This window comes from Opitutaceae bacterium, from assembly GCA_041395105.1.
In the GTDB taxonomy this organism is placed as follows: Bacteria; Verrucomicrobiota; Verrucomicrobiia; order Opitutales; family Opitutaceae; genus B12-G4.
The window spans coordinates 1,229,084-1,243,660 of record JAWLBB010000001.1 but is presented as its reverse complement, the minus strand read 5'-3'; the positions used below and the strand labels follow the sequence as shown (position 1 = coordinate 1,243,660).

15 protein-coding genes are annotated in these 14,577 nt (G+C 61.6%); 10 read left to right on the top strand and 5 right to left on the bottom strand.

Features of this window, described 5'->3' with window-relative positions:
- The first annotated feature begins 8 nt into the window (after positions 1-8).
- Positions 9-932, top strand: coding sequence for an aldose epimerase (locus tag R3F07_04885; GenBank protein ID MEZ5275698.1), 924 nt, complete (start codon positions 9-11; stop codon positions 930-932).
- A gap of 32 nt (positions 933-964) precedes the next feature.
- On the opposite strand, the gene R3F07_04880 is transcribed toward R3F07_04885, so the two are convergent.
- The gene (locus R3F07_04880; protein ID MEZ5275697.1) at positions 965-2,749 is read right to left on the bottom strand and encodes a chloride channel protein; all 1,785 of its coding nucleotides are present in this window, start codon (positions 2,747-2,749) and stop codon (positions 965-967) included.
- A 111-nt stretch (positions 2,750-2,860) separates the two neighbouring features.
- Between R3F07_04880 and R3F07_04875 the strand changes: the two genes are divergently transcribed.
- The 4 genes from R3F07_04875 (at position 2,861) to R3F07_04860 (ending at position 5,922) form a co-directional block, all read left to right on the top strand.
- Positions 2,861-3,127 (top strand): DUF4212 domain-containing protein, encoded by a 267-nt coding sequence (locus R3F07_04875; GenBank protein ID MEZ5275696.1) that lies wholly within the window; start codon positions 2,861-2,863, stop codon positions 3,125-3,127.
- On the top strand, positions 3,124-4,815 hold the full coding sequence (locus tag R3F07_04870; GenBank protein ID MEZ5275695.1) for a sodium:solute symporter family protein: 1,692 nt from the start codon (positions 3,124-3,126) through the stop codon (positions 4,813-4,815). Before R3F07_04875 ends, R3F07_04870 begins: the two co-directional genes overlap by 4 nt.
- A 66-nt stretch (positions 4,816-4,881) precedes the next feature.
- A complete protein-coding gene (locus R3F07_04865; protein MEZ5275694.1) occupies positions 4,882-5,121 on the top strand; it encodes a CDGSH iron-sulfur domain-containing protein in 240 nt (79 codons plus the stop codon).
- 111 nt (positions 5,122-5,232) lie between these two features.
- Positions 5,233-5,922: a DUF3313 domain-containing protein gene (locus tag R3F07_04860; GenBank protein MEZ5275693.1), complete on the top strand. Its 690-nt coding sequence runs from the start codon at positions 5,233-5,235 to the stop codon at positions 5,920-5,922.
- Between the two features lie 19 nt (positions 5,923-5,941).
- Here R3F07_04860 and R3F07_04855 read toward each other — a convergent pair whose 3' ends face one another.
- Complete coding sequence (locus R3F07_04855) at positions 5,942-6,892, bottom strand: NAD-dependent epimerase/dehydratase family protein (protein ID MEZ5275692.1); 951 nt, start codon at positions 6,890-6,892, stop codon at positions 5,942-5,944.
- Here R3F07_04855 and R3F07_04850 point away from each other — a divergent pair.
- The 3 genes from R3F07_04850 (at position 6,875) to R3F07_04840 (ending at position 9,732) form a co-directional block, all read left to right on the top strand.
- The gene (locus R3F07_04850) at positions 6,875-7,036 is read left to right on the top strand and encodes a hypothetical protein (protein MEZ5275691.1); all 162 of its coding nucleotides are present in this window, start codon (positions 6,875-6,877) and stop codon (positions 7,034-7,036) included. The two genes, R3F07_04855 and R3F07_04850, sit on opposite strands and share 18 nt — an antisense overlap.
- Positions 7,037-7,053: 17 nt before the next feature.
- Positions 7,054-8,838: a 4-hydroxy-3-methylbut-2-enyl diphosphate reductase gene (locus tag R3F07_04845; protein ID MEZ5275690.1), complete on the top strand. Its 1,785-nt coding sequence runs from the start codon at positions 7,054-7,056 to the stop codon at positions 8,836-8,838.
- Positions 8,839-9,036: 198 nt separating this feature from the next.
- The gene (locus R3F07_04840) at positions 9,037-9,732 is read left to right on the top strand and encodes a lipid-binding SYLF domain-containing protein (GenBank protein MEZ5275689.1); all 696 of its coding nucleotides are present in this window, start codon (positions 9,037-9,039) and stop codon (positions 9,730-9,732) included.
- 159 nt (positions 9,733-9,891) lie between these two features.
- Here R3F07_04840 and R3F07_04835 read toward each other — a convergent pair whose 3' ends face one another.
- The 3 genes from R3F07_04835 to R3F07_04825 all read right to left on the bottom strand — a co-directional run bounded on the left by R3F07_04835 (position 9,892) and on the right by R3F07_04825 (position 12,170).
- Positions 9,892-10,614, bottom strand: coding sequence for an SDR family oxidoreductase (locus R3F07_04835; GenBank protein MEZ5275688.1), 723 nt, complete (start codon positions 10,612-10,614; stop codon positions 9,892-9,894).
- A 14-nt stretch (positions 10,615-10,628) separates the two neighbouring features.
- Complete coding sequence (gene folE2, locus R3F07_04830) at positions 10,629-11,609, bottom strand: GTP cyclohydrolase FolE2 (GenBank protein MEZ5275687.1); 981 nt, start codon at positions 11,607-11,609, stop codon at positions 10,629-10,631.
- Positions 11,610-11,684: 75 nt separating this feature from the next.
- On the bottom strand, positions 11,685-12,170 hold the full coding sequence (locus R3F07_04825) for a 6-carboxytetrahydropterin synthase (protein MEZ5275686.1): 486 nt from the start codon (positions 12,168-12,170) through the stop codon (positions 11,685-11,687).
- 166 nt (positions 12,171-12,336) lie between these two features.
- On the opposite strand from R3F07_04825, the gene R3F07_04820 reads away from it, so the two are divergent.
- A complete protein-coding gene (locus R3F07_04820) occupies positions 12,337-13,143 on the top strand; it encodes an MBL fold metallo-hydrolase (GenBank protein ID MEZ5275685.1) in 807 nt (268 codons plus the stop codon).
- A gap of 94 nt (positions 13,144-13,237) precedes the next feature.
- Positions 13,238-14,575, top strand: coding sequence for an NADP-specific glutamate dehydrogenase (gene gdhA / locus R3F07_04815; GenBank protein MEZ5275684.1), 1,338 nt, complete (start codon positions 13,238-13,240; stop codon positions 14,573-14,575).
- The last annotated feature ends 2 nt before the right edge of the window (positions 14,576-14,577 follow it).

Below are 14,577 nucleotides of genomic sequence, written 5' to 3'. Positions count from 1 at the left end.
GCCCTTTGATGGAGAGGATTGACTATCTCGGACGCCGGATCGGTCGATGGCAGGTGGGGAACTCGACCTTCCTTGCTTTCCCGGAAAGCGGTGCCCGTCTGATGAACTGGCACCTGAGGCTGGCCGACGGGTCTTTCCGGGACATTATTCACTGGCCCGAGATGGAGTCCCTCGACGGGATCGCTCAAGCCCGCGGCGGCAACCCCATCCTCTTCCCTTTCTCGGCGAGGACTTTTCACCAGGGGACCATTCATCAATGGAAGGACCCGGACGGAACCGTCCGCCCCATGCCGATGCACGGCATTGCCCGCCAGGGGAGATTCGCCCTCTCCCGCGCGGATGAACACGGTTTCACCGCAGTTTTCGAGCCGGATGCGGAGACCGCCGAAGCCTACCCCTTCGACTACGAGTTCACCGTGGCCTACCGTTTCCAGGAACTCGCGCTCTCCGTCGAGTTCCGCCTGAAGAATCTCGGAAGCCGCCGACTGCCCTGGTCGGCCGGGCATCATTTCTATTTTGCCATTCCCTGGAGGGACGGCGGACACCGCAAGGACTACCGGATCCGGGTCCCCGCGCGGAAAGCGTGGCGCCAGAACACCCGGGGCCTGCTCGAGCCCGTACCCGATCACCACCCGGGACCCGAGACCCTCGACGCGCCCGGCCTGATCGACCGTATCCATACCGACCTGACATCCGACAGGGTGACGGTGAAGGACACGGAAACAGGAAGCCGCCTCCGTCTGAAGATCGGCTCCCAGGCCAAACCGACCCGCGAAATGACCGTCGTCACCTGGACCGGCGGCCCCGAAGTCCCCTATTACTGTGTCGAGCCGTGGATGGGCCCCCCGAACAGCCCCGAGACGGGCCTCGGTCTGCATTGGGTTGAACCGGGATGCACCGGCGTCTTCAGCGTCGAGGTCTTCATCGACTGAGACAGCCTCAAGGGCCGTCTCAAGAGTGCGCCTCACTCCCCCTGCGATTCGTTGAGGAACTGCTGGCGGGTGATGTCGTGGAGGGTGACCACCCCCAGGAGGCGCCCCGGCTGGACCCGGCTGATTACCGGAAGCGTGGTGTGCGCGGATTTGACGAAAAGGCCGACGACCTCACGAATGGGTTGATCGGGATGGCAGATCGGAATCTCCGGCGTGATCAGGACGTCACCAACCGTCCGTTCGGGATGCGCTTCCACCACATTGGTGATTCCCTTTCGATGAACCATGCCGCTGTAGCGGCCCATTGAGTCAACCACCGGGAAGAGCATGAAGGTCCGGCCCTTGATCTCCGCAAACGCTTCGGGCAGCATCTCGTCCTTGCGCAGGGTCACCGCGTCGTTTGTCATGATCGTATTGACCGGAAGGTTCTGCCAGTTGGCGGTCGGGCGAAGGATCGGGAACTGACGGAGATTGATGCCGTCCTGCAGCAGGAGGGCTTCATAGATCGGGATCTTCCGCCAGCGGGAGGCCAGTGCGTAGGCAATCAGATTGGCCAGCATGATCGGCAGGATGAGCGCGTAATCCCCGGTCAGCTCAAAAATGATGAGGATCGAGGTGACCGGAGCCCGGATGATCCCGGCAAACATCGCCCCCATCCCGATCAGGGCAAGCGAACCGGTCTGGATCGGCGGAATCCCCGGGATCAGATCGAGCCCGGTGGCCAGTGCGCCACCCAGCATGGCGCCGAGGAAAAGCGTCGGGGCGAAGATGCCTCCGACCCCTCCCGTCGAGTAGCACAGGACCGTGGCGAGGAATTTGCCGATGAAAAGGACGATGAGCAGCGCGAGCCCGAGCTTGCCGAAGAGAGCGAGCGAGAGATCCTCGTAGCCGATTCCGAAGATCCCGAGATGACCGGACCAGGCAAACACCGCCGTTCCGATCAATCCGGTGGCGAGACCGCCGACAGCCGGCAAGGCCCAGGTAAATCGTCCCCGGACCTGCCGCACCCTCTGTCGGATCCGCAACAGCAAGCCGACGAAGAGATGCGAAAACACCCCGGCGAGGATCCCGAGAAAGAGACTCCAGATCAACTCGATCGGCCGGAAATCCACGTGACTGGGCACCGCAAAGAGCGAACTCGAGCCCAGCAGGCCCCGCTCGATGACGGCGGCGATGACCGCAACCAGAACGATCGCCGCAAGAGCCCGGTGCTTCAGGTCGCCCATGATCTCCTCGATCGCGAACATGATGGCGGAAAGCGGCGTATTGAAGGCCGCTGCGATCCCGCCGGCCGCCCCGAGGGGAATCAGGCGCATGACGATTTTGGGCGGAAGACCCAGCCAGCGACCGAGCCATGAAGCGAGGGCGGCGCTGATCTGCACGGTCGGTCCCTCACGCCCCAGACTGCTGCCCGTGCCGATGCTCAGCGCGCCCAGAACGAATTTGCTGACCGCGGTCCGGAATCGGATCCGTCCGAACTTGATGTAGTAGGCCGCCTTGGTCTGAGGGATGCCGCTGCCCGCCGCCTCCGGCGCCCAGTAGCGCACGAGAAATCCCGCAAGCAGCCCGCCCAACGCCGGCAACAGGATCAAACCGATCCAGACCCATGGCCCGTCGGCGATGGAGGCCCGTTTGATCAGATGGTGATCCATCCAATCGATCGACTTGTGAAAAGCCACGGCCGACAAACCGCTCAAAATGCCGACCATCAGGGCGAGAAAATAGAACTGACGCAACTGCCCGAGAGTCAGCCGCTCAAACCCCTCTGCCAATCGGCGGCGGAGCTGTTTGTAGTAGAAGCGGCGGGAGTGCGGCATGAACGGAAAGGTTTTGAACGGCAGAAAGAAAAGAGCATTGCGCCGTTCCGCGAATCTTTTCAAGTTTCCGCTCCGTCCCGGTCTCCCCCCACTCCCTGTCCCCCCTACCCCGTGCCCCCACCCGAAAACGGCTACTGGCGTTCCACCATCCGCCTCATTCTCATCCTTCTCGCCATCTGGGCTCTCGTCTCGATCGGAGCCGGCATCCTCTTCGTCAGACCGCTCAACGCTTTTTCTGTCGGCCGACTGCCCGCCGGATTCTGGATGGCGCAACAGGGATCCATCCTCGTATTCGTGGCGCTGATCTACATCTTCGCCCGGCGGATGGACACCCTCGACCACCGCTACGGCAAAGACCGGGAGGACGCTGAGAAATGACAGTCGAAGCCTGGACCTACCTCCTGGTCAGCCTGACCTTTTTCGTTTACCTCTATATCGGCTGGTGGGCAAGGGTCAGGGACACCTCGGGCTTCTATGTGGCCGGTCAAGGCGTGCCCGCGATCGCCAATGGGGCGGCCACGGCGGCCGACTGGATGTCGGCCGCATCCTTCATTTCGATGGCCGGCCTGATCTCGACCCTCGGCTACGACGGGTCGATCTACCTGATGGGATGGACCGGCGGGTATGTCCTGCTCGCCCTGCTCCTGGCCCCATTCCTGCGGAAATTCGGCAAGTACACCGTCCCCGATTTCGTCGGCGACCGTTACTACTCGAAGGTCGCGCGAGTGGTCGCCGTCATCTGCGCCGTATTTGTCTCCGTCACCTACGTGGCGGGCCAGATGCGAGGGGTCGGCATCGTCTTCAGCCGTTTTCTTCAGGTCGACATCAACCACGGTGTCATCATCGGAATGATCATCGTGGCATTCTTCGCGGTTCTCGGCGGCATGAAAGGGATCACCTGGACCCAGGTCGCCCAATACACCGTGCTGATCATCGCCTATCTCATCCCGGCAGTGGCACTCGCCTGGATGCTGACCGGCAATCCCGTGCCCCAGATCGCCTTCACGACCAGCGACATCGTCGAGCGGCTCAATCAGCTCCAGGTCGATCTCGGCTTTGCCGAATACACCACGCCCTTTGCCAACAAGCCGATCCAGGATGTCCTTTTCATCACGATCGCCCTGATGGTGGGAACAGCCGGCCTTCCCCACGTCATCGTGCGCTTTTACACGGTCAAGTCCGTCCGGGCAGCACGCTATTCGGCTTTCTGGGCCCTGCTCTTCATCGCCCTGCTCTACACGGCGGCACCGGCCCTGGCCGCTTTCGCCCGCTTCAATCTCATCACCAGCCTTCACGACCGGCCGATCGAAGAGATCCAGGCGACCGATTGGGTCGGCAAGTGGGAGAATACCGGGCTCCTGAAGTTCGACGACAAGAACGGCGATGGTCGCATCCAGTTGAGCGCCGACTCCGCGCTGAGCGAAGTCACCATCGACCGGGATATCATCGTCCTGTCGACCCCCGAAGTGGCGGCGCTTGCCCCGTGGGTCATCGCCCTGGTGGCCGCGGGGGGGCTGGCCGCGGCCCTCTCAACCGCCTCCGGCCTGCTTCTGGTGATTTCTAGCTCCATCGCCCACGACCTCTATTATCGACTGGTCAATCCGCGGGCCACCGAGAAGCAGCGCGTCCTTGTCGGCCGGTTCATGATCCTCGTGGCCGTTTTCATCGCGGGCTGGTTCGGCATTCACCCGATGGGATTCGTGGCCCAGGTGGTGGCCTTCGCCTTCGGCCTGGCCGCGGCCAGTTTCTTCCCCATCATCGTTCTCGGCATTTTCGACAAGCGCACCAACCGCGCGGGCGCCATCACCGGCATGATTGTCGGACTCGGTTTCACCACCTTCTACATCACGGCAGTCAAGTACTTCGGGATGACCCCCTGGCTCGGGATTTCGGCAGAGGGTATCGGCACCGCCGGCATGCTCCTGAATTTCGCGGCCACCCTGACCGTTTCCCGCCTGACCACGCCTCCGCCTCAGGAAATCCAGGACATGGTGGAATCGCTGCGTTCACCCGACCATCCCGGGCTCGCCGCCATCCTCGATGAAGAGAGTGTCGAATTCCATTGATCCGGAAGCGCATTGATCCATGATCGGGCGACACCGCGAAAGCCCGACCCTGCCTCCTTTTTCCTCATGAACCAACCTGAAATCCCTTCAAAACGCCCGACCGTTCTCGAACTCGAGACCGGAACCTATTGGTGGTGTGCCTGCGGCCGTTCCAAGGATCAGCCCTGGTGCGACGGATCCCACGCCGGCAGCGGCTTCGAACCGGTGGAATACACCGTGACCGAAAAGAAACGCGTTGCCCTGTGCAACTGCAAGCACACCGCCGGATCCCCGCTCTGTGACGGAAGTCACAAGAACCTGGCCTGAAGGCAGCCACCAGGAATCCGTTTTCGTTCGGCTCCGAATCGAAAACCGGGCTTGCCTGCCCGGTATCGCCTGCTCAAATGAGAAACGGTCAAATCTTCAAACGCCATTAACATGTTCCATTCTTCGCGAGTCCTCATCGTCTCCGCCGCGGCCGCCGCGGCGCTTCTGATCACTTCCGGTTGCACGACGCCGGATAATCCAGTCCCCGGAGGACAGATCACCTACCAGATCCCGAATCTTCCCGAGAGCGGCTTCCTTGGGGATTATTCCGCTCTCAAGCTGGCCAAGGCACCGGAATTCGCGGTTGTTGGACGCAAGATCTACATCGATCCTGAAGCCGACCTCAAGGACTACGGCAAGGTGGTCATTGATCCGGTCTCCTTCGCCTACCTGAAACCCGGCCTCGATCTGACCGCGGCGGAAAAGGAACGGCTGACTCAATACCTCAACGAGTGGCTCAATCAGAAATTGAAGGACCGGTTCATGAAGGTCCCCGTCGCGGGTCCCAAGACGCTTCGCGTCCGCACCGCCATCACCGACGTCTCCTCTCCGGAGGGAATCAACAGTCGCGATGTGCAGGTAGCCGACATCGGCCGGGCCGTTGTGGAACTCGAATTGGCCGATTCGCAGACCGGTCACCGCTTCCTCGCCATGGTCGACCAGATGGGCGGAGTACGTTTCACCATCGCCAAGGACGATCTCTCCAGGGAAAAGGAGATGTACATCAATTGGTTTGATGGCCTATCCAGTGAGATGGAGAGTGGGGCCATGAAATCCGCTACGCCGACCTTGGAAAACTGACGGGGGTCCGCCGAGCCGATCAGGCCGACGATTTGCGTCCCGGCCACTGTTTTCCATACCACTCGATGGTCGCTCCGATCGCTTCGTCGGTCGGGGTGGCGGTAAAGCCGAACCGCATCTTGAGTCGGGTCGCCTGCACAACGACGGGCTGATTCCTCAAGAATGCCGACTCCTGGTGCCGCCGGGCCTGTCGGCTGAGCCCGGCTTCCAGTGACGCCAGCCATTCAGGCAGGAAATGGCGGGTCGCTCCCGACCCCGCCAGCTCGATGATCCTGTCGATCATTTCCCGATTGGTCCGGGAAGGCACCACCGGTGGGGTATGCCAGATCCGACCGAAAGCTCCGGCCTCTCCACCAATCCCCACCATGGCCCGGGCAAAGTCGTCCACATAGGAGAAGTCGTGTCGGGCTTCAGGATCTCCCCGGAGAAGGATCGACCCACCCCGAATGGCCGGCCCGAAGACACGCTCCCCCAGATAACCACGGGTCACCTTGGGACCGAAGAAATCCGACGATCGGACCACGTCGACACCCAGTCGGCCCATACGGTGGGACTCCATGATATGCGCCACCGCGGCAGCCCGCGCCCGCCCTTCCGGTCCGACCGGGTGGTGCCGGCCGGTCTCCTGAAAATGAGGATCGCACGGCCCGCAGGCCAGAAGCGACTCAGCGTAAACCAGCCGGCACCCGGCGCGGGCAAGCCCGGCGGTCACTCCCTGAACCATGAGAACCAATTCATCCGGAGCATCTCCAGGGGGACTCGCGCAGAAATACAGGACGGCCGCATCCGCGCAGATCCGGTGAACCCGGTCGGCATCCGACGCGTCCAGATGGACACACTCCGCACCGGGAAGATCGGGATCGCTGGAAAGAGTCGCCACCCGGACCGGACGTCCCTGGCGAATCAGACGATCGGCCACCCCCATGCCCAGGGGTCCGCCTCCCAGGACGACATGCCACGGATTGTTCACGTCAATCACCCTGCCTTTCGACTCGAAATCCAAGACGAGGGCCTCCCTAAAGTCGAGACCTCACTTGAGACGGAAGACGCCTTGGGCAAACTGGCACTCAAGATGGTTTCGCTCGACGCCACCACGCTCCGCGAAACAGACTGACCGAACACATGCCGGATATGGGCACCCACACCTCTCTCGTTATCCTCCTCTTCGACCCGCAGAACCGGCTCCTCCTCCGGCAGGGCGAATCCGGTGGGCCCTGGATGCCGACTCATTTTCAATCCAGGGTTCCTTCCGGTGAGGTGGAGATGGCGGCCGCCCGGCAGGTCGAGATCTTCAGCGGTCAGCCCGCCCCGGTCACCCGGGGGTTCAGCTTCTCCGATCCGGAAATCGGTCGGGTCGAGGTCTTCTTTGCCCGCTACGCGGGTCATTCGCCACACCGCGACCCCGATCAATCGGAGGCAAACTCGTTCTCCATCGACGAACTGACCGCCCTCTCCACCCGGACCGACGCGGTCTCGCCTCTGATCAAGGCGATGATCCCCGAATTGCATTCCCATGCCGTCCGCATCGGATACCTCGATCTCACGGATCGCGACTACATCTATCGCTTCAGGACCGACCGGCAACGCAACCGGGATGCCTACCTCCTCGATTCCCGGGCCCGGGGACTTTACCTCAGCCCGCTTTGCGAGGCGATCAAGCAGGTCAAGCGCAGCCGCGAACGCACCTCGGCCGAACCGGCCCTGCTCGATTTCGGCGCAATCCGCTACATCCTGCCCAGTCACTTTGGCTTCTGTCTCGGCGTTCAGAACGCAATCGAGCGCGCCTATGAAACCCTCGGCCAATACCCCGACCGCCGGGTCTTCATGTTGAGCGAGCTCATCCATAATCCCTTCGTCAACGAGGACCTCCGGATGCGCGGCCTGCGCTACCTTCAGACCGACCGGGGCGTCCCGCTGCCCGATCCCGAATCCGGCCGACTCTACTGGGACAGCCTGACGAGCGACGATATTGTCATCATCCCGGCCTTCGGCGCGACCAACGAGGACAAACGCCGCCTGATCACCCGGGGAATTGCCGTTCATGCCCACGACGCCACCTGCATGCTTGTGGAAAAAGTATGGAAGGTCGCCCGCACGGTCGGACACGACGGCTATACGGTCATCATTCACGGAAAATCAGAGCACGAAGAAACCAAGGCCACTTTCTCCAATACGGCTCAGAACGCTCCCGCCCTGATTGTCCGCAACCTGGACGAGGCCCGGCGGATCGGGCGGATGATCCTCGAAACCGATCCCGCTCTTCTGCGGCAGGAACTGAGCTTTTTCGCCGGTCGTCACACCGACGGGTTTGACCCGACCCGGCACCTCAACCGGATTGCCGTGGTCAATCAGACCACACTTCTGCGCAACGAAACCGTGGCCATCATCGACTACTTCGAGGGAATCCTTGCACGCAAGTTCGGTCCGGACCGGATTCGCGACCACCTCTACGGCCAGAGCCGCGGCGACACCCTTTGCTACGCCACCCAGGTCAACCAGGACGCCCTCGGAAAGGCTCTCGCCCTCAAGCCCGACCGGGCGATCGTCGTCGGCGGTCGCAACAGTTCCAATACCTATCAGCTCTACCGACTCTGCACCCGGCAACTCGGCCCGCGGGCAGTCTATATCCAGTCGGAACGTGATATCCATTCCCTCGACTCCGTGGATCACTACCATTTCCCCGCCAATTCCGGCGATCCTGCGGGCGGCAGGACCGAAAACCTGACCTTTCCCGCCGCGCCGGAACCGCTCACCATCCTCATCACCGGAGGGGCTTCCTGCCCGGACGGAATCATCCAGAAAATCATCGAACGCCTCAACGTTCTGGTCGGCCCCGGGAAACTCCGGTCGAACGAAGAGGTCCTCCGCGAAGTCACTCAACGATTTCCGCCCGGCGGCAGGATTGATGCCGGATGAAGGAACAGCCGATCTGTCTGGAGGTCTTCATGACAGAACAAATCCTGAAGACCTTCCCATCTACGACGATCCGTCTTCAGGCACGATTCATCAATGGCCTGTCGACGGGCCCTGCAAAAGGGACGGCCTAGAGGCGGTCTTAGCCATTGCTTTTTTGGTCGAATTCGACTGTCCTCACTCCTTGATCCTCAATTTCAAATGAAGACGAACCTGCGTTCCCTCCTCCTCATCTTCCTCTCGGTCGCCCTCGCGTCGGTCACCTACGGCGGTGAAAAGAAACCGTACACCGAAAAACTGGCCGACCGGATGACCACGGCCGAGTACGTTCTCGAGTTGATCATGATGAATGCCGAGACGACGATTCCACGCGAGATCCTGCGCCAGGCCAAGGGCATCATCATCCTCAACCAATATCGAGGCGGTCTCATCTTCGGCGGCCAGGGAGGAACCGGCGTCATGGTCATCCGCATTCCCCAGACCGGCCAATGGGGCACTCCCGGATTCGTGACCGCCGGACAGGCCAGCTTCGGACTCCAGGCCGGCTACACCGAAGTCAATAACATCTATCTGCTCATGTCCGACGATGCCGTCACCAGGGCCTACACCGGACGGTTCAATGTCGGCGTCGATGCCAAGGCGGTCGCCGGACCGGTCGGAAAGAACACCGAGAATTTCGATCTCTTCAAAGCCGAAGTCCTCGTCTATTCCGCAGCTTCCGGCCTGTTTGCCGGCGCCACCGTCAAGGGTGGATGGGTCTCCGTCGACGACAAGGCGAACAAGGCCTTCTACAACACGAATTACTCCTCACCTGAAGTCCTGCTCAGCACCTGGCTGCGCGTGCCCCCTCCGGCCCAGCCGCTGATGGCACGCCTGCGCGCCTTCGAGCGGGAATAGGCATCACCCGGAAGTCCACTCCGGTTCGTCGCCTCGGGATGAGGACTCGTTGGTGTGTCCAGGTGACCTCATGAACACGGGAGACGCCAACTCGGCGCCGTGTCGAAATCAGTTCGGCTTCAGCCCTCACCAGCCGACGGACGGAGAAGGACGCTCCACCTAAAGATCGCCGCCGATCGGACGCAGGATGATCTCCTCCACCACCGTGCGGGAACTCATCTTCCACGCGTCGAAGAACGAACGGGCCACATCCTCCGCCGGCATCATCACCTCCGCGGATACTCCGGATCCATCCCACGAAGGCGTGAAGGTGGCTCCGGGAAAAACCGTGGTCACCCTGATGCCGTGATCCATCAATTCCCGTCGCATCACCCGGCTGAGCCCGGTCACTCCAAACTTGGCGGCACCATAGGCGGTTCCCCCGGGATAGGCATCCAAACCGGCGATCGACGACATATTGAAGACATGGCCCCGCCCCTCCGCCACCATCGCCGGGACAAAGGCCTTCGATACCAGAAAAACGGTCCGCAGATTGGCCGCGATCAAGTCGTCGAATTGCCCGATCGAGGTTTCCAGAAAGGATGCTCCGATAAAGCGACCGGCATTGTTGATCAGGACGTGGGGCGCTCCCCATTGATCGAGAACCTGCCGGGAGACCGCTTCGACCGCCGCCGCGTCCGTCACGTCACATGCAAACACCAGGGTCTCCCTGCCGAACGACCGACAGGCCGCGGCCACCACCTCCAGGCGGTCCCGATTCCGGGCCAGCAGGGCCAGACGACAGCCCGTCTCCCGGGCAAATACATCCGCCAGAGCCGCGCCGATACCCTGGCTGGCGCCCGTGATGACAATGACAGGCGGGTGCTCCTTCGGGTCGGACATCGTTCGGGAAGCCGTCAGCAGACCAACGATTGAAAATCGGTGAAGTCCGCCTTGAATCCGCCCGGGACCCCTCGACAGATGACCGAGACCGCGTCATGGGAATGGAGGGACTCCAGGTGGGAACAGGCGACCTGGAAATCGCGAATCCGCGAATCGGCCGCCAACTGCTCATAAACCAGGCGGGCGGCGTCCTCGACGAACTTGATATAGGCACCGTTCATTTCGGCAAAGGCCTGTTCATCCTCCCGTTTGACGATCACCTGCGTCTCGGTCCGCAGGGCCTTCAGGCAATGCTTCTGGAGGTCTTCGATCGCCAGCTTGCGACCTTCCGCAATCTCGACGGAGATCCGCGCTTTGCTGCGCTGGCTGTGTGGAATGCTGTAAACTCCCCGGGTATCGCGGGCGTGCTCAGCCAGTTCCGCCGAACAGGGACAGGCCGAGGAATAGACGAAGTCCAGATGGATGAAGCGGCGAAAGGATCCGTCGCGACTCATCACTCCCTCAAAGACGGCGTCATAATACTGGTAGCCCTGATTCTCGCTGCGCAGACTCTTCTGCAGAATGGGATAAGAAAAACTCAGCCGGATTCGCGCGTCAAAGGCGTCCACTTTCCGGATATAGGCCGTCAGGATGACCTTGACCGTATCCGGGGTAAAGAGCCTCTCCCTGTAGTCATAAAAGGACCGCATGATCCGCGACATGTTGATCCCCTTGAGATTGGCCTCCAGGGAAACCGTACCCGATACGCTGGTTTCCAGGACAACCGGCTCCCCACCCTTCACCGCAAACTTGAGCGGGAGTCTGAAATTCGATACCCCGACCTGCTGGATCGGCACATGGGCGCCCTGGATCGAATCGACCGCGTCGTTCATATCCGGCAATCCGTCCCGATAGGATTCGGACACCTTGAAATCGTCGTCGTAGGCGCGCTTGATCGGCTGCGGAGCCCCACCGGCGGTCTGGTGGAGGTACATTGTTTTTTGCTTCTTTTTCATCGATCGTTTTTCGTTTCAACAAACGCGGTTGGTGACGATAACCGCTTCGGCTGATCGGCTCGCAGCCGAGTTTCTTCAGTTTGGAGGGTTGTGAGGGCCGGAGTATTCCGCCCGGTTGCGTTCGGTTTCCCAGAGACAGACGCGGTGCAGACGGCCCTGGCGGATCTGCGGCTCAAGCTGGTTCCAGAAGGCGATGGCCAGATTCTCGGCTGAGGGGATGATCCCCCGGAGAAAATCGACATCGAGGTTGAGATTGCGGTGATCGCACTTGTCGGTGATCTCGCGCTCGATGATCGCCTTCAACTCGCCCAGATCAATCACGTAGCCGGTCGACGGGTGTGGACGGCCGATCACGGAGACTTCCAGAACGTAATTGTGCCCGTGCCAGTTCGGGTGGTTGCAGGGCCCGAAAGTCTTGCGGTTCCACCGTTCCGACCGCTCCGTGTTTTCCAGCCGGTGCGCGGCATTGAAATGGGCGCGCCGGGTCACCACGACCGTCCCTTCCAGGGAACGGCTGGGGCCATGGTCGACCGATACGGACTGAGGTGCGCGGGAAGGCATGAAAGAAGAGACTAATACCCAGGATCAGGGAGCGGTCAATGCGACATCGCGGAAGGGACTTTGTCCCGGAGACCGCCCCAATCCTTCGTCCCAGACTGTGAAAGGGATGCCCGGACTCCCCGTTTTCCGTTGCCTGGCCGGCTGGACTTTGTTTTGTCAGCGGGCAATGCCTTTTCGATTCAGTATCCTCGGCAGCAGCAGTTCCGGCAACTGCGCCTTCATCGCGACCGAGAATACCCGCATCCTCATCGACGCGGGCTTTTCTGCGCGGCGCATCGCCGCCCTCCTCGCCGAGACCGGTGAATCGATCGAGTCCATCGACGCCGTCTTCCTGACCCACGAGCATGGCGACCACACGACCGGTCTGAGCGGTCTCTGTCGCAAGCGTTCCCTACCCGTTTTCGCCAATCGAGGCACCGCCCATGCGATCAGCCCCAAACTCAAGGCCAGACCGGACTGGCGGGTCTTCGAAACCGGTTCCCGCTTCACCTTTCAAGACCTCACCATCGAGAGCTTTTCCGTTCCCCACGATGCCCACGATCCAGTCGGCTACCTTTTCAGCCATGGCAACGGGGATCTCTTCGGTCCGGTGCAGAGCATCGCCTGGCTGACCGATCTCGGCTACGCCACCGAGCTGGTCCGCGAGCGGATCCGCCAGGCCGACATTCTCGTTCTCGAATCCAATCACGATCTCGAGATGCTCAAGGCCGACACCCGCCGGCCATGGTCGGTCAAACAGAGAATCACCGGACGCCACGGCCACCTTTCCAACGAGGCCGCCCGCGACCTGCTCCGGGATTGTCCCGACCCCGCCTGGAAACACGTCTTCCTCGCCCACCTCAGCCGGGACTGCAACAGCCTGGAGGCGGTCGACCGGACTTTTTCCGAATTGAGGACTTCAGGGAACCGTGCCTACAGCCTCGCCACGGTCGCACCCGACGGTGCGGTCATGCCGGTGCTTCAACTGGCCTGACGACAGCGAGTGAGCCGTACTATTCCCTGCCAATCAGCATCCGGAACCTCCATTCTTTCTTCCATAAGCCGGCGAAATTTCCCCAGGTAATCCCATGAAAGGCTATCTCTCCAGTGTCTTCAAAACCGTCAGGAAACGAAACCCACAGGAGCCTCTTTTCCTTCAGGCTGTCCACGAAGTGCTCGCTTCACTCGAACCGGTGCTGGCCGAACACCCCGAGATCGAGGAGACCGCCATCCTGGAACGCCTGACCGAGCCGGAGCGGCAGATCATTTTCCGGGTGGCCTGGCAGGACGACAACGGGGACATCCAGGTCAATCGCGGCTATCGGCTCGGCTTCAGCAGCGCCCTCGGACCCTACAAGGGCGGACTCCGCTTTCACCCCTCCGTCGATCTCGGGACGATCAAGTTCCTCGCCTTTGAGCAGATATTCAAGAACAGCCTGACGGGGCTCTCCATCGGTGGGGGCAAGGGCGGCGCGGACTTCGATCCCAAGGGAAAGTCCGACTGTGAGATCATGCGCTTCTGCCAGGCCTTCATGAGCGAGCTCTTCCGCTACGTCGGCTTCCAGACCGATGTCCCGGCCGGCGACATCGGGGTCGGCTCAAGGGAAATCGGATATCTGTTCGGCCAATACAAGAAACTGACCAACCGGTTCGAACCGGGCGTCCTCACCGGAAAGGAACCGGGCCTGGGCGGATCGCTCGGCCGCAAGGAGGCCACCGGTTTCGGCACCGTTTACTTTGCCGCAGAGATGCTCAAGACCCGGAATCAGAAAATCGAGGGCAAGACCTGCCTGGTTTCCGGCTCGGGCAATGTCGCCCTCTACTGCATCCGGAAACTGAACGATCTCGGGGCCAGAGTGGTCGCCTGCTCCGACTCGAGCGGCGTCGCCTACGATCCCGACGGGATCGATTTCGACATCCTCAAGGCAGTCAAGGAGATCGAACGCCTGCGGATCAGCGAATACGTCAAGCGTCGCCCCCGGGCCGAGTTTCGACCGGACGCCCGCATCTGGGAAATCCCCTGCGACATGGCCTTCCCCTGCGCCACCCAGAACGAGCTCAACCAGAAGGATGCCGAAGCCCTGGCCGGGCATAAGTGCCAACTGGTGGCTGAGGGAGCCAATATGCCCTCCACCCCGGACGCGATCGAGGTCTTCCGAAAGGCCGGCATGCTCTATGGACCGGCCAAGGCCGCCAATGCCGGCGGCGTGGCCGTCTCCGCCCTCGAGATGCGCCAGAACGCCTCCCAGGAACAGTGGACTTTCCGCACGGTCGACCAGCAACTCAAGAAGATCATGGCTTCCATCCACAACGACTGCGCCCGGGTGGCCCTGCGCTACCACCGCAAGGAGGATTACGCCTTCGGAGCCAACGTGGCCGGTTTCCTCCGGGTGGCCGAGGCGGTCAAGGCCTACGGCGTGGTCTAGCG

Bases quoted from the DNA above. Each gene is read 5' to 3' on its own strand.
- R3F07_04845 (MEZ5275690.1), top strand. From the start codon at position 7,054: ATGGGCACCCACACCTCTCTCGTTATCCTCCTCTTCGACCCGCAGAAC.
- R3F07_04850 (MEZ5275691.1), top strand. From the start codon at position 6,875: ATGCCACGGATTGTTCACGTCAATCACCCTGCCTTTCGACTCGAAATC.
- R3F07_04825 (MEZ5275686.1), bottom strand. From the start codon at position 12,170: ATGCCTTCCCGCGCACCTCAGTCCGTATCGGTCGACCATGGCCCCAGC.
- gdhA (MEZ5275684.1), top strand. From the start codon at position 13,238: ATGAAAGGCTATCTCTCCAGTGTCTTCAAAACCGTCAGGAAACGAAAC.
- R3F07_04860 (MEZ5275693.1), top strand. From the start codon at position 5,233: ATGTTCCATTCTTCGCGAGTCCTCATCGTCTCCGCCGCGGCCGCCGCG.
- R3F07_04880 (MEZ5275697.1), bottom strand. From the start codon at position 2,749: ATGCCGCACTCCCGCCGCTTCTACTACAAACAGCTCCGCCGCCGATTG.
- R3F07_04840 (MEZ5275689.1), top strand. From the start codon at position 9,037: ATGAAGACGAACCTGCGTTCCCTCCTCCTCATCTTCCTCTCGGTCGCC.
- R3F07_04835 (MEZ5275688.1), bottom strand. From the start codon at position 10,614: ATGTCCGACCCGAAGGAGCACCCGCCTGTCATTGTCATCACGGGCGCC.
- R3F07_04865 (MEZ5275694.1), top strand. From the start codon at position 4,882: ATGAACCAACCTGAAATCCCTTCAAAACGCCCGACCGTTCTCGAACTC.
- R3F07_04870 (MEZ5275695.1), top strand. From the start codon at position 3,124: ATGACAGTCGAAGCCTGGACCTACCTCCTGGTCAGCCTGACCTTTTTC.
- folE2 (MEZ5275687.1), bottom strand. From the start codon at position 11,609: ATGAAAAAGAAGCAAAAAACAATGTACCTCCACCAGACCGCCGGTGGG.
- R3F07_04820 (MEZ5275685.1), top strand. From the start codon at position 12,337: ATGCCTTTTCGATTCAGTATCCTCGGCAGCAGCAGTTCCGGCAACTGC.
- R3F07_04885 (MEZ5275698.1), top strand. From the start codon at position 9: ATGGAGAGGATTGACTATCTCGGACGCCGGATCGGTCGATGGCAGGTG.